The 23,791-nt window shown below is 72.7% G+C and carries 18 protein-coding genes and 4 pseudogenes; 12 read left to right on the top strand and 10 right to left on the bottom strand.

What is annotated here, in order from left to right; translation table 11 throughout:
- Positions 1 to 100 precede the first annotated feature (100 nt).
- Both A8W25_RS07540 and A8W25_RS07535 read left to right on the top strand, forming a co-directional pair.
- Positions 101 to 2,938 carry a DEAD/DEAH box helicase gene (locus tag A8W25_RS07540; protein WP_067157888.1) on the top strand — a complete coding sequence of 946 codons (2,838 nt, stop codon included), beginning with the start codon at positions 101 to 103 and terminating at the stop codon, positions 2,936 to 2,938.
- A gap of 64 nt (positions 2,939 to 3,002) precedes the next feature.
- Positions 3,003 to 4,269: pseudogene (locus A8W25_RS07535) on the top strand (SWIM zinc finger family protein).
- Positions 4,270 to 4,288: 19 nt separating this feature from the next.
- Here A8W25_RS07535 and A8W25_RS07530 read toward each other — a convergent pair.
- Positions 4,289 to 4,933 (bottom strand): DUF2293 domain-containing protein, encoded by a 645-nt coding sequence (locus tag A8W25_RS07530; protein ID WP_067160766.1) that lies wholly within the window; start codon positions 4,931 to 4,933, stop codon positions 4,289 to 4,291.
- A 105-nt stretch (positions 4,934 to 5,038) separates the two neighbouring features.
- On the bottom strand, positions 5,039 to 6,250 hold the full coding sequence (locus tag A8W25_RS07525) for a pyridoxal phosphate-dependent aminotransferase (protein WP_067157884.1): 1,212 nt from the start codon (positions 6,248 to 6,250) through the stop codon (positions 5,039 to 5,041).
- Positions 6,251 to 6,379: 129 nt separating this feature from the next.
- On the opposite strand from A8W25_RS07525, the gene A8W25_RS07520 reads away from it, so the two are divergent.
- The gene (locus A8W25_RS07520; RefSeq protein ID WP_067157881.1) at positions 6,380 to 7,036 is read left to right on the top strand and encodes a winged helix-turn-helix transcriptional regulator; all 657 of its coding nucleotides are present in this window, start codon (positions 6,380 to 6,382) and stop codon (positions 7,034 to 7,036) included.
- 57 nt (positions 7,037 to 7,093) lie between these two features.
- Positions 7,094 to 7,735 (top strand): uridine kinase, encoded by a 642-nt coding sequence (locus A8W25_RS07515; protein WP_067157877.1) that lies wholly within the window; start codon positions 7,094 to 7,096, stop codon positions 7,733 to 7,735.
- Positions 7,736 to 7,754: 19 nt separating this feature from the next.
- Here the strand turns inward: A8W25_RS07515 and A8W25_RS07510 are convergent, their stop codons facing one another.
- Positions 7,755 to 8,702: a carbohydrate kinase family protein gene (locus A8W25_RS07510; RefSeq protein WP_067157874.1), complete on the bottom strand. Its 948-nt coding sequence runs from the start codon at positions 8,700 to 8,702 to the stop codon at positions 7,755 to 7,757.
- Positions 8,699 to 9,604 carry a pseudouridine-5'-phosphate glycosidase gene (locus tag A8W25_RS07505; protein ID WP_067157871.1) on the bottom strand — a complete coding sequence of 302 codons (906 nt, stop codon included), beginning with the start codon at positions 9,602 to 9,604 and terminating at the stop codon, positions 8,699 to 8,701. Before A8W25_RS07505 ends, A8W25_RS07510 begins: the two co-directional genes overlap by 4 nt.
- Before the next feature lie 219 nt (positions 9,605 to 9,823).
- Between A8W25_RS07505 and A8W25_RS07500 the strand changes: the two genes are divergently transcribed.
- Positions 9,824 to 10,213, top strand: a complete 390-nt coding sequence (locus A8W25_RS07500; RefSeq protein ID WP_067157869.1) for a cupin domain-containing protein — start codon at positions 9,824 to 9,826, stop codon at positions 10,211 to 10,213.
- Positions 10,214 to 10,294: 81 nt separating this feature from the next.
- Here A8W25_RS07500 and A8W25_RS07495 read toward each other — a convergent pair whose 3' ends face one another.
- A complete protein-coding gene (locus A8W25_RS07495; RefSeq protein ID WP_067157866.1) occupies positions 10,295 to 10,873 on the bottom strand; it encodes a methylated-DNA--[protein]-cysteine S-methyltransferase in 579 nt (192 codons plus the stop codon).
- 278 nt (positions 10,874 to 11,151) lie between these two features.
- On the opposite strand from A8W25_RS07495, the gene A8W25_RS07490 reads away from it, so the two are divergent.
- From A8W25_RS07490 to A8W25_RS32050, 4 genes and pseudogenes are all read left to right on the top strand, one after another.
- Positions 11,152 to 12,012, top strand: a complete 861-nt coding sequence (locus tag A8W25_RS07490; RefSeq protein ID WP_067157863.1) for an MHYT domain-containing protein — start codon at positions 11,152 to 11,154, stop codon at positions 12,010 to 12,012.
- Between the two features lie 72 nt (positions 12,013 to 12,084).
- Positions 12,085 to 14,214 carry an excinuclease ABC subunit UvrB gene (gene uvrB / locus A8W25_RS07485; protein ID WP_067157859.1) on the top strand — a complete coding sequence of 710 codons (2,130 nt, stop codon included), beginning with the start codon at positions 12,085 to 12,087 and terminating at the stop codon, positions 14,212 to 14,214.
- A gap of 119 nt (positions 14,215 to 14,333) precedes the next feature.
- The gene (locus tag A8W25_RS07480; RefSeq protein WP_067157856.1) at positions 14,334 to 14,912 is read left to right on the top strand and encodes a TerD family protein; all 579 of its coding nucleotides are present in this window, start codon (positions 14,334 to 14,336) and stop codon (positions 14,910 to 14,912) included.
- A 144-nt stretch (positions 14,913 to 15,056) separates the two neighbouring features.
- Positions 15,057 to 15,479, top strand: a pseudogene (locus A8W25_RS32050) (export associated protein); the annotation flags it as partial.
- Between the two features lie 185 nt (positions 15,480 to 15,664).
- Here A8W25_RS32050 and A8W25_RS35675 read toward each other — a convergent pair.
- From A8W25_RS35675 to A8W25_RS07460, 4 genes and pseudogenes are all read right to left on the bottom strand, one after another.
- Positions 15,665 to 15,880 (bottom strand): annotated as a pseudogene (locus tag A8W25_RS35675) (MFS transporter); the annotation flags it as partial.
- Positions 15,880 to 16,428, bottom strand: a pseudogene (locus A8W25_RS07470) (MFS transporter); the annotation flags it as partial. The pseudogenes A8W25_RS07470 and A8W25_RS35675, both read right to left, overlap by 1 nt.
- 134 nt (positions 16,429 to 16,562) lie before the next feature.
- Positions 16,563 to 17,219 (bottom strand): MBL fold metallo-hydrolase, encoded by a 657-nt coding sequence (locus tag A8W25_RS07465; RefSeq protein ID WP_067157848.1) that lies wholly within the window; start codon positions 17,217 to 17,219, stop codon positions 16,563 to 16,565.
- Positions 17,220 to 17,240: 21 nt separating this feature from the next.
- Positions 17,241 to 17,927 (bottom strand): maleylpyruvate isomerase family mycothiol-dependent enzyme, encoded by a 687-nt coding sequence (locus A8W25_RS07460; RefSeq protein ID WP_067157843.1) that lies wholly within the window; start codon positions 17,925 to 17,927, stop codon positions 17,241 to 17,243.
- Between the two features lie 196 nt (positions 17,928 to 18,123).
- Here A8W25_RS07460 and uvrA point away from each other — a divergent pair, with 196 nt between their 5' ends.
- Both uvrA and A8W25_RS07450 read left to right on the top strand, forming a co-directional pair.
- The gene (uvrA, locus tag A8W25_RS07455; protein WP_067160763.1) at positions 18,124 to 21,090 is read left to right on the top strand and encodes an excinuclease ABC subunit UvrA; all 2,967 of its coding nucleotides are present in this window, start codon (positions 18,124 to 18,126) and stop codon (positions 21,088 to 21,090) included.
- Between the two features lie 187 nt (positions 21,091 to 21,277).
- A complete protein-coding gene (locus A8W25_RS07450) occupies positions 21,278 to 21,706 on the top strand; it encodes a Rieske (2Fe-2S) protein (RefSeq protein ID WP_067157840.1) in 429 nt (142 codons plus the stop codon).
- 134 nt (positions 21,707 to 21,840) lie between these two features.
- Here A8W25_RS07450 and A8W25_RS07445 read toward each other — a convergent pair whose 3' ends face one another.
- Positions 21,841 to 22,767 carry a hypothetical protein gene (locus A8W25_RS07445; protein WP_067157837.1) on the bottom strand — a complete coding sequence of 309 codons (927 nt, stop codon included), beginning with the start codon at positions 22,765 to 22,767 and terminating at the stop codon, positions 21,841 to 21,843.
- Between the two features lie 351 nt (positions 22,768 to 23,118).
- Here A8W25_RS07445 and A8W25_RS07440 point away from each other — a divergent pair, with 351 nt between their 5' ends.
- The gene (locus A8W25_RS07440) at positions 23,119 to 23,787 is read left to right on the top strand and encodes a papain-like cysteine protease family protein (RefSeq protein WP_067157835.1); all 669 of its coding nucleotides are present in this window, start codon (positions 23,119 to 23,121) and stop codon (positions 23,785 to 23,787) included.
- Positions 23,788 to 23,791 lie beyond the last annotated feature (4 nt).

Genomic DNA, 23,791 nt, shown 5'->3' with positions numbered 1-23,791 from the left:
CGCGATGCCGGATTGTCAGACCCCGCCCGTAAGGTCGTAGGGCAGTCGCGGATCGCGTGCCGATCCGGGGCCCTACGCACACGAGGGGAGGTGACCTGACATGACGCAGGCCGAGCGGACGGCGCTCGCGTCGCTGCCCGGGGTGTCCGCGGCAGCGGTGTTCCTGCCCGCGGGGCTGCCCCGCGAGGGGAAGGTCGCCTTCTGGGACCCGGAGGGCGGCCCGCTGCCCGGCGGGCGGCACCAAGGGGGCGAAGGCGCGGGCGAGGTCACCGAGCTGACCGTGGTGCGGCGCCACGGCAGCGGTGCCGCACGGCGTACCGTCACGGCCCGCCTGCTGCCCGTCACCGAGGCCCTGCCCCTGCTCGTCCGGGCCCGGCAGCACCCCGGCGCACACCCGGCGGCCGCCTGCTGGGGCGCCGCCGCGCTGCACGCCCTGCACCTGGTCGCGCGCGGCAGGCTGCTTCCCGGCCTGACCGGGACCGACCACGACGCCTGGCGGGCCGGCCCGCTGGACGCCGACGACATCGCCCAGCTCCGGGCCATCGCCGCCGCCATGCCGTACGAGGCGTACGGAGTCCCGGTGCCGGGCCGCGGCCCGCTGCGGCTGCCCGACCCCGAGGCGCTGGTGCGGGCCTTCCTCGACGCGGTCGCGGACAGCCTGCCGCGCACCCCGGCGGCCGCCCACGCCGTGGGCCCGGCGTTCGCGGCGGCCGCGCCCCAGCACCTGCCCGGCGCGCGCGTGTGGGCGGCGGAGGCGGCGGCGGGCATGGACGCGGGCGTCCGGGTGTCCCTGCGCCTGGACCTGTCCGGGTACGGGATGTTCGACAGCGACGACGAGGAGGACGCGCGCCGCGCGGGCTCCGCGATCGTCCAGGTCCACAGCCTCGCCGACCCCACCCTGGTCGTCGACGCGGCGGGTCTGTGGGCGGGGGAGCGGTCCGACGCGTTCGGCCCGCGCGCGCGGATCGACGCCCTGCTCGCGCTGCGCCGGGCCGCCCGGGTCTGGCCACCCCTGGGCCTGCTGCTCGAACGGCCGGTGCCGGATGTGCTGGCGCTCACCGAGAGCGAGCTGTACGACCTGCTCGGTTCGGCCGCGACCCGCCTGGACGCGGCGGGGGTCGCGGTGCACTGGCCGCGCGAGCTGGCCCGCACCCTGAGCGCCACCGCCGTCGTTCGGCCGGCGCCGGGCTCGGCGACCGACGGCACGGCGTTCTTCGACGCCGGGGAACTGCTCGCCTTCAACTGGGAGCTGGCGCTCGGCGGCGAACCGCTCAGCCAGTCGGAGATGGACACACTGGCCGAGGCCCACCGCCCGATCGTGCGGCTGCGCGGGCAGTGGGTGGTGGCCGACCCCGAGCTCGTGCGCAAGGCGCGCAAGCGCGACCTGGGGCTGCTCGACCCCGTGGACGCGCTCTCCGTCGCGCTCACCGGCACCGCGGAGGTCGACGGTGAGACCGTCGAGGCGGTCCCCACCGGCGCGCTCGCCGTTCTGCGCGACCGCCTCACCGAGGGCCCGCAGGCCACCGTCCAGCCCCCGGGCCTGGACGCCACCCTCCGCGACTACCAGCTGCGCGGCCTCGGCTGGCTGGATCTGATGACCTCGCTCGGCCTCGGCGGCTGCCTCGCGGACGACATGGGTCTGGGAAAGACGATCACCGTGATCGCCCTCCATCTGCGCCGCGCGCGCCCCGAGCCGACCCTGGTGGTCTGCCCGGCCTCGCTGCTCGGCAACTGGCAGCGCGAGATCGCCCGCTTCGCGCCCGGCGTTCCCGTACGGCGCTTCCACGGCAGCGACCGCAGCCTGGCCGACACGGCGGGCGGCTTCGTCCTCACCACGTACGGCACGATGCGCGGCAGCGCCCCCCAACTGGCCGCGCACACCTGGGGGATGGTGGTCGCGGACGAGGCGCAGCACGTCAAGAACCCCTTCTCGGCGACGGCGAAGGCCCTGCGCACCGTCCCCGCGCCCGCGCGGATCGCGCTCACCGGCACCCCGGTCGAGAACAACCTCTCCGAGCTGTGGGCCCTGCTCGACTGGACGACGCCCGGTCTGCTGGGCCCGCTCAAGTCGTTCCGCGCCCGCCACGCGCGCGCGGTGGAGAACGGCGAGGACGCGCAGGCGGCCGAGCGCCTGGCCCGGCTGGTCCGCCCCTTCCTCCTGCGCAGGAAGAAGTCCGACCCGGGCATCGTGCCCGAGCTGCCGCCGAAGACGGAGACCGACCACCCCGTCCCGCTCACCCGCGAACAGGCCTCGCTCTACGAGGCGGTCGTCCGCGAGGCCATGGCCGGCGTCGAGGCCGCCGAGGGCATCGCCCGCCGCGCCCTGATCATGAAGCTGCTGACGGCCCTGAAGCAGATCTGCAACCACCCGGCGCAGTATCTGAAGGAGACCGCGCCCCGGCTGCACGCCCGCTCCGGCAAGCTCACCCTCCTCGACGAACTGCTCGACACGATCCTCGCCGAGGACGGCTCGGTCCTCGTCTTCACCCAGTACGTGTCGATGGCCCGGCTGCTCTCCGCGCACCTCACCGCGCGCGGGGTCCCCTCCCAACTCCTGCACGGCGGAACGCCGGTGGCGGAGCGGGACCGGCTGGTGGACGCGTTCCAGTCCGGTGAGGTCCCCGTCTCCCTCCTCTCCCTGAAGGCGGCCGGCACCGGTCTCAACCTCACCCGGGCGGGCCATGTCGTGCACTACGACCGCTGGTGGAACCCGGCCGTGGAGGAGCAGGCCACCGACCGCGCCTACCGCATCGGCCAGACCCAGCCGGTGCAGGTCCACCGTCTGATCGCCGAAGGCACCGTGGAGGACCGCATCGCCGAGATGCTCGCCGCCAAGCGCGCCCTGGCCGACGCGATCCTGGGCTCCGGCGAGAGCGCCCTGACCGAACTCACCGACCGCGAGCTGGCCGACCTCATCTCCCTGCGGAGGGGAGCATGAACGCGCCCGGAGGCCGTACGGCCGCGCCCACGACAGACCGTCCCGCCCCCGAGAGGAGGCCCGTATGAGTCCGCTCCCGACGACCCGGTACGACGACCGGCGCCGCACCTACCCGGCCCTGGGCGCCCGTTCGGAGCGGACCGGCACCTGGTGGGGCGGGGCCTGGGTCGAGGCGCTCGAGGACCTGGCCCTGGACCCGGCCCGACTGGCCCGCGGCCGGGCGTACGCACAGGCGGGCCATGTCGACGCGATCACCGTCACGCCCGGCCGGATCACCGCGTACGTCCACGGCTCCCGCCCCCGCCCGTACCGGACGGAACTGCGTCTGCGCACCCTGCCCGACCAGGCGTGGGAGGACTTCCTCGACACGGCGGCCCAGGACCCCTCCCACATCGCGGCGCTGCTCGACAAGGACCTGCCGCACACCCTCGCCGACCAGGTCGACCTGCTGCCCGCCTCCGGCGACCTGGTCCCCGACTGCTCCTGCCCCGACGACGGCTACCCGTGCAAGCACGCGGCGGCGCTCTGCTACCAGACGGCCCGCCTCCTCGACGAGGACCCGTTCGTCCTGCTGCTGATGCGCGGCCGGGGCGCGACGAGGACCCGTTCGTCCTGCTGCTGATGCGCGGCCGGGGCGAGCAGGAGACGCTCGCCGCGCTCACCCGCCGCAACACCGCCCGGATGGCGGTGGAGCGGGAGACGCCCGCGCCCGAACTGCCCACGGTCGCCGCCCGGGAGGCCGTCCGGGAGGCCGTGCGGCCCGAGCTGCCACCTCCGTTCCCGCCCCCGCCGCGCGCGGGCCATCCGCCGGCCTTTCCCACCCTCCAGGGCGCCCCCGACCCGCTGGCGCTCGATCTGCTGGCCACCGAGGCGGCGGCCCGGGCACACGCCCTGCTGGCCACCGGGGAGGACCCCGTCGCGTCCCTGACGACGTGGCAGGACGCGGTCCGCCTGGCGGCGGGGCACCCGGGTTCCGGCATGACCTCCACGACCAGGGCGCTGTACGCGACCCTGTCCCGGGCCACCGGCCGCACCACCACCGATCTGGCCCGCGCGGTGGCCGCCTGGCGCCAGGGCGGGCTCGCCGCGCTCTGCGTCCTGGAAGCCCCCTGGGACCCTCCGGCGGGCCCGTTCGACCGCGCCCGCCCCGCGCGACGGCCGCCGGCCACCCCGGCTTCCGCCCCTGGCGCAACCACCTCTCCACCCCCACCACCCAGCTCCGCTACGGTCGCGACGGCCTCTGGTACGGGTACGAGTCCGACCCGGGCCGGGAGGACTGGTGGCCTCGGGGGATACCGGCGCAGGACCCGGTGGAGGCGGTCACGCGGTGACCGCGCCGACGCGCCGGTGTCACCGTTCCCGCCCCCCGGCCCACACCGCGAGCACCGTCTCGATCCGCGCCGCCACCCGCGCCCGGGCCCGGTTGCGCGGCACCCTGGCCATCAGGAGCTCGTCGTAGGGCGTGTCGAGATGGCGTACGGAGGCGCGGACCGCCGCCGTCACGGCGTCCTCGTCCAGCGCGCGGCCCGCCGCGCTGCGGCCCACCCGCCCGCTGCCCCGCACGGAGGCGTGGACCGCGACCTCATGGGCGCGCTCGGGCGGGCAGCCGGGGAACAGACGCAGGATCTCGGCCTCCAGGGCCGCGGTGAAGCGGACGTCCTCGGCGGCCCGCCGCAGCGCGTCGCGGGCGCGGCGGCGCGCGCGGGCCTCCGCGTCGGCCAGACAGCGCTCCTCGGCGACGGTGAGCGCCGCCTCCTCGACGAGCACGCCTTGGCGTTCGTACCGGCGCCGTCGCCGGCTGAAGCGGATCACGACGGCCGAGAGCGTGCTCTCCTCGCGGGCGCGGCGCGTCAGGGCCGTGTCGCCGCGCGCCAGGAACACCAGGTGCCCGAGGTCGGCACAGTCCAGACAGCGCGGCGCGCCCGTGTCCAGGACCAGCCGGGGGAGCGGGCCCCGGTCGCAGTCGGCGCAGCGGTGCCGTCCTCTGGGCTCTATGACGAGAATGGGGCGCCTCCCTCTTCCGCGGCCTCCGCCCTCTTCCTGCCCTTTTCTCCGCGACCCCTCGGACGGCCCGGTGAGGGGCCGCGCCACTGCCGCGTGCTACTGCCGGTATCCGCTCAGAAAGCGCCCGATGCGGCTGATGGCCGCGTCCAGGTCGTCCGCGTGGGGCAGCGTCAGGATCCGGAAGTGGTCCGGTCGCGGCCAGTTGAAGCCCGTACCCTGCACCACCTGGATCTTCTCCCGTAGCAGCAGGTCAAGGACGAACTTCTCGTCGTCTTCGATCGGGTGAACCTTGGGGTCGATCCGGGGGAACGCGTACAGCGCGCCCTTCGGCTTCACACAGGACACCCCGGGGATCTCGTTCAGCTTCTCCCAGGCCCGGTTGCGCTGCTCGTGCAGCCGCCCGCCCGGCGCGGTCAGCTCCTTGATGGTCTGGCGTCCGCCGAGCGCGGCCTGGATGGCGTACTGGGCGGGCGCGTTGGGGCACAGCCGCATGGAGGCGAGCATGGTCAGCCCCTCCAGATAGCTCCTGGCGTGCTGCTGGGGGCCGCTGACGACCAGCCAGCCGGAGCGGAACCCTGCCACGCGGTACGTCTTCGACAGCCCGCTGAAGGTCAGGACGACCAGGTCGGGGGCGAGCGCGGCGGCGGTGTGGGCGACGGCGTCGTCGTAGACGATCTGGTCGTAGATCTCGTCCGCGAACACCATCAGCTGGTGGCGGCGGGCCAGATCGAGGATGCCCTCGATGACCTCCTTCGGATACACCGCGCCCGTGGGGTTGTTGGGGTTGATGATGACGACGGCCCTGGTGCGGTCGGTGATCTTCGACGCCATGTCGTCGAGGTCGGGGTACCACTCGGCCGACTCGTCGCAGATGTAGTGCACGGCCTTGCCGCCGGCGAGCGTGGTGACGGCCGTCCAGAGCGGGAAGTCGGGCGCGGGGATGAGGACTTCGTCGCCGTCCTCCAGCAGCGCCTGCACGGCCATGGAGACCAGCTCGGAGACGCCGTTGCCGAGGAAGACGTCGTCGACGGAGACGTCCGGAAGCCCCATCGCCTGGTAGCGCTGGGCGACGGCGCGGCGGGCCGAGAGGATGCCGCGCGAGTCCGTGTAGCCGTGCGCCTGCGGAAGCATCCGGATCATGTCCTGGAGGATCTCCTCCGGCGCCTCGAAGCCGAAGAGCGCCGGGTTGCCGGTGTTGAGGCGCAGCACGCTGTGGCCCGCCTCCTCCAGCGCGTTGGCGTGCTCGATGACCGGGCCGCGGATCTCGTAACAGACCTCGCTCAGCTTGCTCGACTGCCGGAACTCCATGCCGTGGCCCTCCCGCGGTGCCCAGATCCCTCTGGTGTGACTCGTCTGTCCTGCGTCACTCGATGTGCTTCACTTGGTTTTACCAAGTTGGAGCTTGGAAAGTCCAACATCTTGTCTAGACTGCGTCGCATGCCACGTCAGCCACGCCGTCGAAGCTACGACCAGTACTGCGCCGCTGCCCGCGCTCTCGATGCGGTCGGGGACCGGTGGACGCTGCTGATCGTCCGGGAACTCCTTGCCGGGCCGCGTCGTTATACAGATCTGCACGCGGATCTCCCGGGTGTCTCCACGGACGTGCTCGCCTCCCGGCTCAAGGACATGGAGCGCGAGGAGCTGGCGACCCGCCGCAAGCTGCCCCCGCCCGCGGCCGCGACGGTGTACGAACTGACCGCGCGCGGACGCGAGTTGCTGCCCGTGCTGACCGCCCTCGCCGCCTGGGGAGCGCCGGACCTCGCCGAGCGGCGGCCCACCGACGCCGTGCGCGCGCACTGGTTCGCGATCCCGCTGATCCCGCTGCTGCGCCGCCTTCCGTACGGCCCGGCGGTCCTCGACGTACGCCTGGACGAGGGCGAGTTCCACGTCCGGACGGGCGACGGACCCGCGGACGACGGCGGCACGGTGTACGGGGACGGGCCCGCGCCGGACGCGGACGCCCGGCTGGTCCTGGACGCCGACACCTGCCGTGCGCTCGCACAGGGCGTGCTGACGGTCGAGGAGGGCGTCAAGGACGGACGGATCGAGGTGGCGGGCGAGGGGCCCGTCGCGGCGGCGCTGCGGGGCGAGTGACGGCCGCCCGCCGCACGGGGCGGAGAGCACCCGGAGAGCGCCCCGCATCATGGAGGCGTGCGACTCGAAGCGATCACATGGGAACGGCTGACCGAGGCTCTGGCGGAACGGGCCCTGGACGAGCGGCCCCGGGGCGGCGGCCCCTGGCTGCGCGTCGGCGTCGACGGGGCGCCCGCGGCCCGGCCCGGTGAGCTGGCGCACTCGCTCGCCGAGGCGCTGCGCCTACGGGGGCGGTCGGTGCTCGTCCTGTCCACGGAGGGCTTCCTGCGGCCCGCCTCGCTGCGCTACGAGTTCGGCCGTGAGGACCCGGACACGTACTTCGACGGCTGGTTCGACACGGCCGCGCTGTGGCGGGAGGTGTTCGATCCCCTGGAGGCCGGGGGCAGCGGGCGGGTGCTGCCCGACCTCTGGGACCCGGTGACCGACCGGGCGACCCGGAGCGCGTACGAGGTGCTTCCCGAAGGGGGAGTGCTGGTGGTGCACGGGCCGCTGCTCCTGGGGCGCTGGTTCCCCTTCGACCTCACCGTCCATGTCCGTCTCTCGCCGGGCGCGCTGCGGCGGCGTACGGAGGAGGGCGCCCGGTGGACGCTCTCCGCGTTCGAGCGGTACGAGGAGGAGGTGCGGCCCGCCGAGGCCGCCGACGTCGTCGTGCGCGCCGACGACCCCAGGCATCCGGCGTGGCAGGGCCCGGCCCGCTAGCCTTCGGCGGATCTGCGGATCAGTCGCCTGCGGGCGGCCGTCCGCCCACCACCGTCACCGCCTCCGCGCCCGCCCGGCAGCCGGCTTCCGCCGCCTCGGCCGGGCCCGCGCCCGCGAGGAGGGCGGCGAGGAAGCCGCCGGTGAAGGCGTCGCCCGCGCCCGTCGAGTCGACGGCGGCCGCGCCCGGCCGCGGGGCCGCCACCCGGGCGACGACCTCGCCGCCCACCGCCACCAGCGCCCCGGCCGCCCCGAGCGTGACCGCGACCAGCGGGAAGCCGCGGCTCAACTGCGCCGCCGCTTCGGCCGGTTCGGCGCGTCCGGTGAGCAGCCGCGCCTCGTCGGCGTTGGGCAGCAGCGCCTGCACGCCCCGGGCCGCCGCCAGGAACCGCTCGACGCCCAGCTCGGCCAGGAACCCCGCCGACGCCGGGTCCAGGCTCACCGGAACCCCGGCGTCCAGTGCCGAACGGCAGGCGGTGAGGGCCAGTTCACGGCTCGCGTCGGCGAAGAACAGATAGCCGGACAGGTGCAGCCGGCCGACGCCGTCCAGGAACGCGGGGTCCCAGTCGGCGGGGGATATGCGCAGCACGGCGCCGCTGTCGGTGAGGAAGGTGCGCTCGGCGGTCGCGGTGTCGACCAGCGAGACCACGGTGGCGGTGGGCGCCGCCGGGTCCGGGACGAGCAGCGGCCGTACGCCCGCCCGCCGCAGCCGCCGCTCGTGCCAGGCCAGCGCATCGCTGCCGACCCGGCCCAGGACGCGCACGTCCGCGCAGCCCGAACGGGCGGCCCAGCAGGCCGCGTTGGCCCCCGCGCCGCCCGGGACCGTACGGATCTCGGCCGCCGTGTCGGTGGCGGGTGCCAGCGGCCCCCGGTGCCGGGCGACCACATCGGTCACCACGTCGCCGACGACCAGGAGGCCGCGGGGCCCGGAGCCGTCGGCCGCGGCCCGCCCGGTGGGGGCGTCCGTCACAGCGCCGCCGCGATCGCCGCCGCCAGCCGTACGTTGCCGCGCACCGCCGCCACGTTCGCCTCCAGGGACGCCCCGCCGGTGTGCCGCACCAGATGGTCGAGCAGGAACGGGGTGACGGCCTGGCCCGTGATCCCCTGCTCCCGGCACGCGGCCAGGGCCTCCGCCAGCACCCGGTCGTGCAGCTCCGGATCGAGCTGTTCGGCCTCCGGTACCGGATTGGCCACGATCAGCGCCGACTCGGGGCCGATCGCGTCGTGGGACCGCAGCACGTCGGCGGCCTCCTGGGGGGTGTGCACCGTCCAGTCGACCGGCTCTCCGGAGTCGGCCAGATAGAAGCCGGGGAAGCGGTCCGTGCCATAGCCGACCACCCCGATGCCCAGCGTCTCCAGCCGCTGCAGCGTCGCCGGTACGTCGAGGATCGACTTCACCCCCGCGCACACCACCGCGACCGGTGTACGGGCGAGGAGCCGCAGGTCCGCCGACTCGTCCTGGGTCTCGGTCCAGCCGCGGTGGACACCGCCGAGCCCGCCGGTGGCGAAGACGCGGATGTCCGCCCAGTGCGCCAGATAGGCGGTCGCGGAGACGGTGGTGGCCCCGCTGGCGCCCGCAGTCAGCGCCATGGGCAGATCGCGGTGGCCCAGCTTGCGCAGCCCGCCGCCCGCGATCCGCTCCAACTGGTCCTTGTCCAGGCCGACATGGGGACGCCCGTCCAGGACCGCGACCGTGGCGGGGACGGCGCCCCCGGCCCATACCAGCTCCTCCAGCTCCGTCGCCACCCGCAGATTGCGTGGGCGCGGCAGTCCGTGCGCGATGATCGTCGACTCCAGAGCGACCACCGGACGCCCCTCGGCCAGGGCCTCCCGCACCTCTTCGGACACCTTGAGTACGTCGTCGTAGGACATGCCCCATCCCTGGCGCGCCCGGGCACCGCGTAAACGTCACTGCGGCGATCACCTGTGCGAACTGCGGCGATCACCTGTGCGAGGCGCGCGGAGGCGGCGGCCGCGAGGCCTACGGGGGCCCGCCCCCGCACCCCACTCACGGGGAGTCTGCTCCCGGCGGGCGGTTCCGGCCAGAGGCGGCGTCGGGGGCGCCGGAGGGCATGGCTAGATTGGCGCGCCATGACGACCAATGATCACATCGAGTCCCCTTCCGTCGACGCGGCCGCACCGGCCTCGTTCGTCGTCCACATCCCGGACGCCGAGCTGGAGCCCGAGCCCCTGGACCCCGGCCAGATCGTCTCGGGCACCCCCGAGGTCACCGGCAAGGTGCTGTGGGAGTCGCCCGACGGCAAGCAGCTGCGCGGCATCTGGCAGATCACTCCCGGCGTGGTGACCGACACCGAGGCCAACGAGCTCTTCGTGGTGGTCAGCGGGCGCGCGACCGTCGAGGTCGAGGGCGGTGACACCCTGGAGCTCGGCCCCGGCGCCGCGTGCGTGCTGCGCGAGGGCGACCGGACGACGTGGACCGTGCACGAGACGCTGCGCAAGGCCTACCACATCAGCCTCTAGCGCCACGGGGCCTGCGCCGGACGGCCCGGGCCCCGAAGCCCGAAGGGCCGGCCCGAACCCCGGCGGCCCGGCCTGGAGCACTCAGAACAGCGGCTGCGGCAGCACCCCTTCCAGGGCGAGCAGCCGCCGCTTGGTCTCCAGGCCGCCGCCGAACCCGCCGAGCCCGCCGTCGCTCTCCACCACCCGGTGGCAGGGCACCACGACCGGCAGCGGGTTGGACCCCATCGCGGCGCCCACCGCCTGCGCCGCCCGGGGCTGGCCGACCCGGTCGGCGAGGTCGCCGTACCCCACCACCGTCCCGTACGGAACGGTCGCCTCCAGTTCGCGGAGCACCTGGCGGTTGAACCCGGAGGACAGCGACCAGTCCAGCGGCAGCTCGAACGCGCGCAGGTCCCCCGCGAAATACGCCTCCAGCTGGCGTATGGGCTCGGCCAGCGGGCCCGTGCCGTCGGCGGGGGCCGGGACCGGCTCGGCGCCCAGCCGGGCCGCCAGGCCGCGCAGCGCCTTGTCCCGGACCGCCTCCCGGGCGTGGAAGACCACGTTCACCAGCCCCTGGTCGGTCGCGGCCAGCAGCAGGGGGCCGATGTCGCTGCCGACGACCGCCCACACCACCCGCTGCGGCGCCCCCGGGGCCCGCTCGAACTGCTCGTCGCTGTTCATGTCGCCACCGTACGACCCGGCACTGACAACGCCCTCCGGCCGGCCCGGGGCGCCGGTCCGTCCGGTCTCCGGAGGGCCGGTCGCCGCCATCGGACGGGCCCCGTTTGCTGCCGGAGAACTACGGGGAAGACACCTCCCGGGTTCGAGGTGTCGACAAATTGGCGTGAAAATGTTTGCCTGTCGCTCGGCGAGCCTTAATGTCGCCCCGAACCAGGGCCTCCGCGACAGCAGTCGGCCTCTTCAGTCGGTAGTCGGTACGGGGTGAAGGGCACACGGATATGCACGGGACGGTCGACGGCTTCACCTATGGCCTCGTGACGCCGGTAGTGGCGTTCCTCATGGCCTGTCTGGGCGGTGCGCTCGGGCTGCGCTGCACCGCCAGGTCGCTACGGGCCGACCGGCCCTTCAGAGCGCTCTGGCTGGCCCTCGGGGCCACCTCCATAGGCTCCGGCATATGGACCATGCACTTCATCGCGATGATGGGCTTCACGGTCCGCCAGGAGGTGCTGAGCTACGACCGCCCGATCACGTTCGCCAGCCTGGGCCTGGCCGTCGTGATGGTCGGCATCGGCATCTTCATCGTCGGCTACCGGGGCGCCACACCCATGGCCCTGGTCACCGGCGGGACCATCACCGGGCTCGGCGTGGCGTCGATGCACTACCTCGGGATGGCCGGAATTCGACTGCACGGCGAGTTCGCGTACAACACCCTCACCGTCAGCCTCTCGGTGGTGATCGCGGTCGTCGCCGCCACCGCCGCCCTGTGGGCGGCCGTCTCGGTCAACGGCTTCCTGGCCAGCCTCGGCGCCAGCGTCGTCATGGGCCTCGCCGTGAGCGGCATGCACTACACGGGCATGGCGGCGCTCACCGTCCATCTGCACGACGGCGCGGGCACCGCCGCAGGGGACTCCTCCGCCACCGTGCTCGCGCCGATGCTCATCGGCCCGGTCGCCTTCCTGGTGCTCGCGGGCGTCGTCGTGATGTTCGACCCGCTCGTGGTGATGGGCAAGCCCGAGTGGGAGAAGCGGCCGCCCCGCCCGGCGCCCGTTCCGCGCCATCTGCCGTCGTTCCCCGAGCGCACCGAGTGGGCGGCCCCGCACCGCCCGGGCGAGGGCTCCTCGTCGCCGCACGACTGGTGAGCCGGGGCCGTCCGCGCCCCCGCCCCGGGCCGATCGCGCCCGACTGTCAGTGGGGGGTCGTACGGTGGTTCCATGCGGCCCGTTTCCAAGATCGAACGTACGGTGGCGCCTTTCGAGGTCGTCAGCCCCTACCAGCCCAGCGGTGACCAGCCGGCGGCCATCGCCGAGCTGGAGCGGCGCATCCGCGCAGGTGAGAAGGATGTCGTCCTGCTGGGCGCGACCGGCACCGGAAAGTCGGCGACGACTGCCTGGATGATCGAGAAGCTCCAGCGCCCCACGCTCGTCATGGCCCCGAACAAGACGCTGGCGGCCCAGCTGGCGAACGAGTTCCGCGAGCTCCTGCCCAACAACGCCGTCGAGTACTTCGTCTCGTACTACGACTACTACCAGCCCGAGGCGTACGTCCCGCAGTCGGACACGTACATCGAGAAGGACTCCTCGATCAACGAGGAGGTCGAGCGACTGCGCCACTCGGCGACGAACTCGCTGCTGACCCGCCGCGACGTGATCGTGGTGGCCTCCGTCTCGTGCATCTACGGCCTGGGCACGCCGCAGGAGTACGTGGACCGGATGGTGCCGCTGAAGGTCGGCGAGGAGATGGACCGCGACCAGCTGCTGCGCCGCTTCGTCGACATCCAGTACACGCGCAACGACGTCGCCTTCGCGCGCGGCACGTTCCGGGTGCGCGGCGACACCATCGAGATCTTCCCGGTCTACGAGGAGCTGGCCGTCCGGATCGAGATGTTCGGCGACGAGATCGAGGCGCTGTCCACCCTCCACCCGCTCACCGGTGAGGTCATCAGCGAGGACAGCGAGCTCTACGTCTTCCCCGCCAGCCACTACGTGGCGGGACCGGAGCGCATGGAGAAGGCGGTCACCGGCATCGAGCAGGAGCTGGAGCAGCGCCTGGCCGAGCTGGAGAAGCAGGGCAAGCTCCTGGAGGCCCAGCGGCTGCGGATGCGCACCACGTACGACATCGAGATGCTGCGCCAGATCGGCAGCTGCTCGGGCGTCGAGAACTACTCGATGCACTTCGACGGCCGCGACCCCGGCACCGCGCCCAACACGCTCCTCGACTACTTCCCGGACGACTTCCTGCTCGTCCTCGACGAGTCCCATGTGACGGTCCCGCAGATCGGCGCGATGTACGAGGGCGACGCCTCCCGCAAGCGCACCCTGGTCGACCACGGCTTCCGGCTGCCCTCCGCGATGGACAACCGGCCGCTGAAGTGGGAGGAGTTCCTGGGCCGCGTCGACCAGACCGTCTACCTCTCGGCGACCCCCGGCAAGTACGAGCTGTCGCGCGGCGACGGCTTCGTGGAGCAGATCATCCGCCCCACCGGCCTGATCGACCCCGAGGTCGTGGTCAAGCCGACCGAGGGGCAGATCGACGACCTGGTGCACGAGATCCGCAAGCGCACCGAGAAGGACGAGCGCGTCCTGGTCACCACCCTCACCAAGAAGATGGCCGAGGACCTGACCGACTACTTCCTGGAGATGGGCATCCAGGTGCGGTACCTGCACAGCGACGTCGACACCCTGCGCCGGGTCGAGCTGCTGCGGGAGCTGCGCGCGGGCGAGTTCGACGTGCTGGTCGGCATCAACCTGCTCCGCGAGGGCCTGGACCTGCCCGAGGTGTCGCTGGTCGCGATCCTCGACGCCGACAAGGAGGGCTTCCTGCGCTCGGGCACCTCGCTGATCCAGACCATCGGCCGCGCGGCGCGCAACGTCTCCGGCCAGGTGCACATGTACGCCGACAAGATCACCCCGGCGATGGAGAAGGCCATCGAGGAGACCAACCGCCGCCGGGAGAAGCAGGTCGCGTACAACAAGGAGCACGGGATCGACCCGCAGCCGCTGCGGAAGAAGATCAACGACATCGTCGCGACCATCGCGCGCGAGGAGGTCGACACCGAGCAGCTGCTCGGCTCCGGCTACCGCAAGTCCAAGGACGGCAAGGGCGCCAAGGCGCCGGTCCCCGCGCTGGGCGGCAAGGCGAAGTCGAAGGCCAAGGCGGGCAAGGGAGGCGAGGTCCTCACCGACCGCCCGGCCGCCGAACTCGCCGAGCAGATCGAGGAGATGACCGACCGGATGCGGGCCGCGGCCGCCGAGCTGCAGTTCGAGATCGCCGCCAGGTTGCGCGACGAAGTCGGGGAGCTGAAGAAGGAGTTGCGGCAGATGCGGGAGGCGGGCCAGGCCTGACGGCCCGGCACCCGCTGTGTTGCAAGACCGACACAAATCCGCCCTGCGCGGTGGCGCACATCGCGCCACTGCGTAGGGTCGGGGCCGAGAACGTAAGAAATGCGGAGAGGGGACAGCGCGTGACGGTCAATCTGACCAAGGGCCAGGCCATCAGCCTGGAGAAGCAGGGTGGCGGCACCCTGACCGCGGTGCGGATGGGGCTCGGCTGGCAGGCGGCGCCGCGGCGCGGCCTGTTCGGCTCGCGCACCCGGGAGATCGACCTGGACGCCTCGGCGGTGCTCTTCGCCGACAAGCAGCCGGTGGACGTGGTGTTCTTCCGCCACCTCGTCAGTGACGACGGCTCGGTCCGGCACACCGGCGACAACCTGGTGGGCGGCGCGGGCCAGGGCGGCGACGACGAGTCGATCCTCGTCGACCTCCAGCGCGTCCCGGTCCACATCGACCAGATCGTCTTCACGGTGAACTCGTTCACCGGCCAGACGTTCCAGGAAGTGCAGAACGCGTTCTGCCGCATCGTGGACGAGAGCAACGGCCAGGAGCTGGCGCGCTACACGCTGGACGGCGGCGGCCAGTACACGGCGCAGATCATGGCGAAGGTGCACCGCGCGGGCACGGGCTGGCAGATGACGGCCATCGGCAACCCGTCCAACGGCCGCACCTTCCAGGACCTGATGCCGGCGATCCTGCCGCACCTGTAGGCGATCCGGCCGCACTCGTGGGACGCGGCCGTACGCAGGCACCACCGGCCACCACGGCCGAAACCGCAGCTCCCGGAGGCCAGGCCGCCGGGAGCTGCCCCGCACCACCGTGCACCACCGGCAACTCGACGAGGGGACAGAGCGATGACGGCCGAGCTGGTAAGGGGACAGAACCACCCCCTGCCCCAGACCCGACTGGAGATCCGGGTGTCGGCCGGGGCACCGATCGTCGCCGGCGCCACCCTGGGCGACGAGAGCGGCACGGTGCGCGGGACCGAATGGGTGGCCCACCCCGGCACACCCACGCTGCCGGGCCTGGAGGTCTCCCGGCAGGCCGCCGCCGACCACCGCCTCGCCGTGGACCTGGAGGCGCTGCCGCAGGGCGTGCACCGGGTGAGCGTGCTGCTCGCTCTGCCGCCGACGACGGCGGGCCCGGGCCGGTTCGCCGCCGTCGCCGCGCCCTTCGTGGCCGTCACCGGCCTCGACGGAACCGAGGTCGCCAGCTACACGATCACCGGCCTCGACGCGGAGTCGGCGGTCGTGGCCCTGGAGCTCTATCTGCGCGGCGGCGTCTGGAAGGTCCGCGCGATCGGCCAGGGCTACGCGGGCGGTCTCGCCGACATGCTGGTCGACCAGGGACTGCCGCAGGCCCGTGAGCTCGCCGCGGGCATCCTGGACGCGGTCGCCCTGGGCGCCTCCCGCTCGGTCGCGGCGCCCCCGCCCCGTACGTCCGACGAGGCGCGGGTGCGGCCCCAGAACGGGATCCGCCACCCCCACGCCCGGAACTCGGCGTCCGTCAGCCCCGCCGACAGTGCCAGCATCACGCCGTTGGCCAGCAGGAACCCCAGGGACGGGCCCATCTGGGGAAAGGACGACCACAGGACCCGGCGGCGCGCGGGCGCGTGCTCCACGGTGAGCAGCACGGCCCCGCCCCACTCGCCGCCGAGGCCCAGCCCCTGCAGGAAGCGAACGGGATCCGCCACCCCCACGCCCGGAACTCGGCGTCCGTCAGCCCCGCCGACAGTGCCAGCATCACGCCGTTGGCCAGCAGGAACCCCAGGGACGGGCCCATCTGGGGAAAGGACGACCACAGGACCCGGCGGCGCGCGGGCGCGTGCTCCACGGTGAGCAGCACGGCCCCGCCCCACTCGCCGCCGAGGCCCAGCCCCTGCAGGAAGCGCAACACGAGCAGCAGGACGGGGGCGGCGGCTCCGATCGACGCGTACGAGGGCACACAGCCGACCGCGACAGTGGCGAACCCGGTCAGGAACAGCGAGAGGAACAGCACCGGCCGTCGTCCGTACCGGTCACCGATATGACCGAAGACGACAGAACCGAGCGGACGGGCGATGAACCCGATCCCGAAGGTGCCGAAAGCGGCCAGGCTGCCGGCCAGCGGGGAGAAGGTCGGAAAGAAGAGCGGACCCAGGACGAGCGCGGCCGCCGTCCCGTAGACGAAGAAGTCGTAGAACTCGACCGCCGTCCCGGCGAGCGAGGCGGCGGCGAGTCTGGTCATCGACGGTGGTGCGGGTGTGGGGGGAGGGGTGGGGGAGGAACTCATGCCGCGCCAACTACCCGTGCTTACAGGCGGTTACGGGGGCGCGCGGAGGCGCGCCCGCGCCGTGAACGAGCTCTTCGCGCCCGATGCGGCTACCAGCCGCGCGCGTGCCACTCCGGCAGCTTGGGGCGCTCCTCGCCGAGCGTGGTGTCGTTGCCGTGGCCCGGATACACCCAGGTCTCGTCCGGCAGGACCGCGAAGAGCTTGGTCTCCACGTCGTGGATGAGGCTGGCGAAGGCCTGCGGGTCCTTCCTGGTGTTGCCCACCCCGCCCGGGAAGAGGCAGTCGCCGGTGAACAGGTGCGGGTGGCCGTGCGGGTCGTCGTAGACCAGGGCGATCGAGCCCGGGGTGTGGCCGACCAGATGGCGGGCGGTCAGTTCGACCCGGCCGACCAGGATCGTGTCCCCGTCCTCGACGGGCACATCGGTCGGCACGGGGATGCCCTCGGCGTCGTGGCGGCCCGCGTACGTCGTCGCGCCGGTGGCGGCGACGATCTCGGCGAGCGCCTGCCAGTGGTCGCCGTGGCGGTGGGTGGTGACGACGGACTTGATGCCGTCGTCACCGATCAGCGTCAGCAGGGTCGACGGCTCGGCCGCCGCGTCGATCAGCAGCTGCTCGCCGGTGGCCCGGCAGCGCAGCAGATACGCGTTGTTGTCCATCGGGCCCACCGCGACCTTGGAGATCATCAGATCGCCGAGCTCGTGGACATCCGCAGGACCGCCGACCTTGACCGTTCCGCTGTACGTCATGGGCTCAGCGTAGCCCCGGCCCTACAGGGGCGGCAGGGCGGGCAGCGGGCCGCCGGTGGCCTGGAGGGCGGCGCCGTCCCTGCGGCCCGCGAGCCAGCCCAGCAGGTCCCACGCGGGGCCGCCCACGGTCACGGGGGAGCCCTCCGTGCCGCCGGTGCGCAGGGTGTGGCCGTTGCTGCCGGTGAGGGTGACCGGCGGGACCGAGGCGCTGCCGGCGAAGCGGTCGGCCAGGAACTGGATCTCGCGCCGCACGAACGCGTCCGGCAGGTCTTCGAGCTCGTAGCCGACGCCCAGGTCGACGTGGTGCAGCTCGACCTCGATCAGCCGCCGGAAGGGGATGCGGGCGGCCTCGTCGAGGACGCCGTTGCGGAGCTCGACCGTACGGGCCCAGTCGGCGGGGCGGGCGCCCTCCGCCTGGAAGCGGTCGGCGCTTTCGCGCAGGTCGGCGAGGTGGACGTCGAGCGGGCGGGCGGCGTCGCGCGCGATGTCGGCGTCCCGGGCCTCGCCGCTCTCGTACATGGGCCGCCCGGCGAGCACGTTGACGAGCGCGTCCGCGTTGCGGGCTACATGGGCGAGCACATGGCCGCGGCTCCAGCCCGGCAGCCGTGACGGCTCGGCGACCGCCGCGTTGTCCAGCTTGGCGGCTGCGGTGAGCAGCCGGTCGGTGGCTTCCCGTACAGATGCCAGGTCCTGCGCATGATCAATCATGGGGCCGACGATAGTCCCGCCACTCATTCGGGTGAAGCCGCTTGGACGAGTCCGTAAATCGAATGCGCGTGCTATAGGCTCGTCAGTGGCATCAGGCATCCTTGGCTGTAAAACGATCCATCGCCCTGGCGACCCCCCATAGTCTGAGACGGGGGCTCCGCCCCCCTGCTTCTCTTCAAGAAAGGTGCGGACCGGCGTGGCCGACCGTCTCATCGTCCGTGGCGCGCGCGAGCACAATCTCAAGAACGTCTCGCTCGACCTCCCGCGCGACTCCCTCATCGTCTTCACCGGGCTCTCGGGGTCGGGCAAGTCGTCCCTCGCGTTCGACACGATCTTCGCCGAGGGGCAGCGCCGCTACGTCGAGTCGCTCTCCTCGTACGCCCGCCAGTTCCTCGGCCAGATGGACAAGCCGGACGTCGACTTCATCGAAGGTCTGTCGCCCGCGGTCTCCATCGACCAGAAGTCGACCTCGCGCAACCCGCGCTCGACGGTCGGCACCATCACCGAGGTCTACGACTACCTGCGTCTGCTCTTCGCGCGCATCGGCAAGCCGCACTGCCCCGAGTGCCGCCGGCCGATCACCCGCCAGTCGCCGCAGGCCATCGTCGACAAGGTGCTCGAACTGCCGGAGGGCAGCCGCTTCCAGGTGCTCTCGCCGCTGGTGCGCGAGCGCAAGGGCGAGTTCGTCGACCTCTTCTCCGACCTCCAGACCAAGGGCTACAGCCGCGCGCGCGTGGACGGGGAGACGATCCAGCTCTCCGAGCCGCCCAAGCTCAAGAAGCAGGAGAAGCACACCATCGAGGTGGTCATCGACCGCCTCACCGTGAAGGACTCCGCCAAGCGCCGCCTCACCGACTCGGTGGAGACCGCGCTCGGCCTGTCCGGCGGCATGGTGGTGCTCGACTTCGTCGACCTGGCGGCCGACGACCCCGAGCGCGAGCGGATGTACTCGGAGCATCTGTACTGCCCGTACGACGACCTGTCCTTCGAGGAGCTGGAGCCGCGCTCCTTCTCCTTCAACTCGCCCTTCGGCGCCTGCCCCGACTGCACCGGCATCGGCACGCGCATGGAGGTCGACCCCGAGCTGATCATCCCGGACGAGGACAAGTCCCTCGACGAGGGCGCGGTCTCCCCGTGGTCGCTCGGCCACACCAAGGACTACTTCGCCCGGCTGGTCGGCGCGCTCGCCGAGGAGCTCGGCTTCCGTACGGACATCCCCTGGGCGGGCCTGCCGCAGCGCGCCAAGAAGGCGCTGCTGTACGGCCACAAGACCCAGATCGAGGTGCGCTACCGCAACCGGTACGGCAGGGAGCGCGCGTACACCACCGCCTTCGAGGGCGCGGTGCCCTTCGTCAAGCGGCGCCACTCGGAGGCGGAGTCCGACGGGGCGCGCGAGCGCTTCGAGGGCTATATGCGCGAGGTCCACTGCCCCACCTGCGAGGGCTCGCGACTGAAGCCGCTGGTCCTCGCGGTCACCGTGATGGACCGCTCCATCGCCGAGGTCTCCGCGATGTCGATCAGCGACTGCGCCGACTTCCTGGGCGAGCTCAAGCTCAACGCGCGCGACAAGAAGATCGCCGAGCGGGTCCTCAAGGAGGTCAACGAGCGGCTGCGCTTCCTCGTCGACGTCGGCCTCGACTACCTCTCGCTCAACCGCGCCGCCGGGACGCTGTCCGGCGGCGAGGCCCAGCGCATCCGCCTCGCCACCCAGATCGGCTCCGGCCTGGTCGGTGTGCTGTACGTGCTGGACGAGCCGTCGATCGGTCTGCACCAGCGGGACAACCACCGTCTGATCGAAACCCTCGTCCGCCTGCGGGACATGGGCAACACACTGATCGTCGTCGAGCACGACGAGGACACCATCAAGGTGGCCGACTGGGTCGTCGACATCGGCCCCGGCGCCGGTGAGCACGGCGGCAAGGTCGTCCACAGCGGCCCGTTGAAGCAGCTCCTCGCCAACAAGGAGTCGATGACGGGTCAGTATCTGGCGGGCAAGAAGTCCATCCCGCTGCCGGACGTACGGCGCCCCGCCGACCCCTCGCGCAAGCTCACCGTGCACGGCGCCAAGGAGAACAACCTCCGGGACATCGACGTCTCGTTCCCGCTGGGCGTGCTGACCGCGGTCACCGGTGTCTCCGGCTCCGGCAAGTCGACCCTGGTCAACGACATCCTCTACACACACCTGGCGCGCGAGCTGAACGGCGCGCGGGCGGTGCCCGGGCGGCACACGCGCGTGGAGGGCGACGACCTGGTCGACAAGGTCGTCCACGTCGACCAGTCGCCCATCGGCCGTACGCCCCGGTCGAACCCGGCGACGTACACGGGTGTCTTCGACAACGTGCGCAAGCTGTTCGCCGAGACGATGGAGGCGAAGGTGCGGGGCTACCTCCCCGGCCGGTTCTCCTTCAACGTCAAGGGCGGCCGCTGCGAGAACTGCTCGGGCGACGGCACGATCAAGATCGAGATGAACTTCCTGCCGGACGTGTACGTGCCGTGCGAGGTCTGCCACGGGGCGCGCTACAACCGGGAGACGCTGGAGGTCCACTACAAGGGCAAGTCCATCGCCGAGGTCCTCGACATGCCGATCGAGGAGGCGCTGGAGTTCTTCGAGGCGGTGCCGACGATCGCCCGCCATCTGCGCACCCTGAACGAGGTCGGGCTCGGTTACGTCCGGCTCGGCCAGTCGGCGCCGACGCTGTCGGGCGGTGAGGCGCAGCGCGTGAAGCTGGCGTCGGAGCTGCAGAAGCGGTCGACGGGTCGGACGGTGTACGTGCTCGACGAGCCGACGACCGGCCTCCACTTCGAGGACATCTCGAAGCTGATCAAGGTGCTGTCCGGGCTGGTCGACAAGGGGAACTCGGTGATCGTCATCGAGCACAACCTCGATGTGATCAAGACGGCGGACTGGGTCGTGGACATGGGCCCCGAGGGCGGCAGCGGCGGTGGTCTGGTGATCGCCGAGGGCACGCCGGAGCAGGTCGCATCGGTGGCCGCGAGCCACACGGGGAAGTTCCTGCGCGACATTCTGGGGGCGGACCGGATCAGCGACGCGGAGCCGGCTGCGCCGGTGGTTCGGCGGGTGGCGAAGCGGGCGGCGGCGAAGAAGACGGCGACGTCTCCGGACCCGGCCAAGAAGACGGCGTCCCGCGCCCGAAAGGCCTGAGCCGCCCGGTCCCGGGGGCTTGGCCCCCGGGACCCCGGTTCTGCCCGGCCGCGGCCGGGCCCGACTCCGGGGCTGCGCCCCGGACGCCCTTGGTTGCGCCCCTTCAGGGCCCGGTGTTTGTGCCCCCCACAGCCCCCGCCGGTATCGTCGGATACGTCACCAACCCCCCATGACCTGTGGAGACCCCATGTCCGGCCAGCCCGCCGCCCGTCGTACCGTGCTGAAGGGCGCGGCCCTCGTCGGGGCCGCCGGGGTGGGAGTGGCCGCCTGCTCAACCGACTCCAAGCTCGGTCACGCCGGGACGCCGACCCCGACCGAGCCGGTCGCCCTGGGTGCGCCCGAGGAGATCCCGGTCGGCGGGGCCAAGCTCTACCGCGAGCAGCGCGTGATGGTGTCCTGCCCGGCCAAGGGCGAGTACAAGGCGTTCAGCGCCCAGTGCACCCACGCCGGCTGTGTCCTCGACAAGATCGAGGACGGGCACGGGAACTGCCCCTGCCACGGCAGCCGCTTCAATGTGATGACGGGCAAGCCGGTGCAGGGCCCGGCGACCGTCCCGCTGCCGTCCGTCCCGGTGAAGGTGAAGGACGGCAAGCTGGTGGCCGGCCCCGACGCCTAGGACCTGGCCGACCTGTCTGATATGTCCGACCTGGCCCAGTGGATCTTGCCTGGTGGCCGCCGAAAGACCGCGGCCCGCGCCGGAGGCGGCCGGATCCACCGGACGGGCCCTGGCGGCGGCGTCGGGCGCGCCGCCTACGCCCAGTCCCAGTCGATCCCCAGGATCCCCGGCCGCACCCCCTGCTCGACCAGGTGTACCGTCCGGTGCTGCCCGCTCAGCGTGAGATCGCCCCGGGCCGAGCGGGCCGCGCCCGCCGACGTGCGGGAGAAGCGGCGGCACCGTACCGGCAGCGCCTGCTCGTCGAAGCGGACCTGGAGCACGTACTGCCCGCCCGCGAAGCTGAAGCCGCGGACGTACTCGCTGCTCGGACCCGCCGTGCCGTCCTCGAAGCCGTAGCCGAAGAGGTACGTCTCACCGGCCCGCAGCCGGGCGTCGAAGAGCAGCTCGGCGACCAGGACGCCGGTCTCGGCGTCCCACCGCACCCGCCCGGTGCGGCAGTTCTCGGCGGCGCGCACCCGGACCCGGGACGGATCGCAGCCGGGGTCGCCGTGGTGGATGGCGAGATAGCGGTCGACGCCGTCCCGGTGGGCCCGCACCACCTGCTGGGAGTCGCGGCCGACCAGCTCCCGCCGCGCCCCGACGCGTACCCGCTCGTGGTGGCCGACGGTGTGCAGCCCCCCGTCCACCGGTGACTCCAGGCCCGTGATCAGCCGCTCGACGGCCCCGGAGGCCTCCACCAGCGAGCGGTAGGAGCGGCCCGCCGGGCGCTCCGCCCCCTCGCGCGCCTCGCCGTCGTCGAGCAGCCGCAGCAGCGAGCGCTCGGGCAGCCCGAGGACCTCCTCCAGGGCGCGCACCGCCCGCAGCGACTCGGCGCGCTGCGGCCGCCGGGCGCCCTGCTGCCAGTAACTCAGGCTGGTCACACCGACCTTGACGCCGCGCCCCGCGAGATGGTGCTGGACGCGCTGGAGCGGCAGTCCGCGGACGGCGAGCGCGGCGCGCAGCGCCAGATGGAACGGACCGGTGTGCAGCACCTGTGCCAGATCGGCATCGGTGTGGAGCATGGGGGACTCCCTCGGGACTGCTTCGGATCTGGTGGGGGGTGGCCGTAGAGGCCGGGCCCGACCGCGCTGCCGGTCGGGCGGCCGTACGGGCCTGCTTCAACTGCGCCGCCGGTCAGGGGACTTCGGGCCGCACAGTGAACGTTCACGGCGGGGGGTGGTCACGGGTGGCCGCGGGACCCGGGCTGCCTGGTGGGCCCGGAAGGCCTGTTCACATGGCGGCCACCCCGTTCACACCCGTGTCTCACCCCGCATTGAAGCGCGTTGACCAGCCCACGACAACGTTCGATGCTCACCGAAAGCGTCCGGACGCGCTCCTCCAATCCCCACACCCCCCGCTTCGGGAGGAACGCGATGCACAACCGCAAGAGACGGCTTACGGCCCTCGCCCTCGTGGTGACGGCCCTGCTCGCCGCCCCCACGGCGAGCGCCGTCGCATCCCCGCACGAGCACGGCACCGCAGCCGCCACGTCCACCGCCGCCGCCGACACCCGCGCATCCGACACCCGTACCGCCGCCGACCCGCCGTCCGCCACGGCAGCGGCGTCGAAGCGTCTCAACATCACCATGCAGGCCCAGCAGAAGGACAACTGGTGCTGGGCCGCCAGCGGCAACACCATCGCCACCTGGTTCGGGCGCACCTACAGCCAGAACCAGTTCTGCAACGCCGCCTTCGGGCGCCAGCAGGGCTACGACTGCCCCAACTGGCAGGCGGACCTGGGCAATGTGCAGAACGCCCTGGGCTGGGCCGGGATCAGCTCCGGCTCGTACGTCAGCGGCTGGCTGCGCTACTCGACCGTACAGACCGAGATCAACGCCAACCGGCCGATGGAGAGCCGTATCCAGTGGTCGAGCGGCGGCGGTCACATGCATGTGATCTACGGGTACGACACCGCCGGCAGCTGGGTCTACTGGGGCGACCCATGGCCCTCCAGCAACCGCTACAACTGGGCCTCGCACGCCTGGTACGTCGACAACGACTCGTTCTCCTGGACCCACTCGCTCTACCGGATCGGGGCGTGACGGC

The organism is Streptomyces sp. ERV7, assembly GCF_001653515.1.
Lineage (GTDB): Bacteria > Actinomycetota > Actinomycetes > Streptomycetales > Streptomycetaceae > Streptomyces.
Note: the sequence above shows the minus strand (reverse complement) of the source record. Positions and strands in the feature narration are given on the sequence as shown.

What these genes read in the sequence shown, in the direction of transcription:
- uvrB (WP_067157859.1), top strand. Translation starts at nt 12,085, where the DNA reads ATGCGGCCCGTTTCCAAGATCGAACGTACGGTGGCGCCTTTCGAGGTC.
- A8W25_RS07445 (WP_067157837.1), bottom strand. Translation starts at nt 22,767, where the DNA reads ATGCTCCACACCGATGCCGATCTGGCACAGGTGCTGCACACCGGTCCG.
- A8W25_RS07450 (WP_067157840.1), top strand. Translation starts at nt 21,278, where the DNA reads ATGTCCGGCCAGCCCGCCGCCCGTCGTACCGTGCTGAAGGGCGCGGCC.
- A8W25_RS07440 (WP_067157835.1), top strand. Translation starts at nt 23,119, where the DNA reads ATGCACAACCGCAAGAGACGGCTTACGGCCCTCGCCCTCGTGGTGACG.
- A8W25_RS07520 (WP_067157881.1), top strand. Translation starts at nt 6,380, where the DNA reads ATGCCACGTCAGCCACGCCGTCGAAGCTACGACCAGTACTGCGCCGCT.
- A8W25_RS07465 (WP_067157848.1), bottom strand. Translation starts at nt 17,219, where the DNA reads ATGACGTACAGCGGAACGGTCAAGGTCGGCGGTCCTGCGGATGTCCAC.
- A8W25_RS07490 (WP_067157863.1), top strand. Translation starts at nt 11,152, where the DNA reads ATGCACGGGACGGTCGACGGCTTCACCTATGGCCTCGTGACGCCGGTA.
- A8W25_RS07540 (WP_067157888.1), top strand. Translation starts at nt 101, where the DNA reads ATGACGCAGGCCGAGCGGACGGCGCTCGCGTCGCTGCCCGGGGTGTCC.
- A8W25_RS07495 (WP_067157866.1), bottom strand. Translation starts at nt 10,873, where the DNA reads ATGAACAGCGACGAGCAGTTCGAGCGGGCCCCGGGGGCGCCGCAGCGG.
- A8W25_RS07505 (WP_067157871.1), bottom strand. Translation starts at nt 9,604, where the DNA reads ATGTCCTACGACGACGTACTCAAGGTGTCCGAAGAGGTGCGGGAGGCC.
- A8W25_RS07500 (WP_067157869.1), top strand. Translation starts at nt 9,824, where the DNA reads ATGACGACCAATGATCACATCGAGTCCCCTTCCGTCGACGCGGCCGCA.
- A8W25_RS07525 (WP_067157884.1), bottom strand. Translation starts at nt 6,250, where the DNA reads ATGGAGTTCCGGCAGTCGAGCAAGCTGAGCGAGGTCTGTTACGAGATC.
- A8W25_RS07460 (WP_067157843.1), bottom strand. Translation starts at nt 17,927, where the DNA reads ATGATTGATCATGCGCAGGACCTGGCATCTGTACGGGAAGCCACCGAC.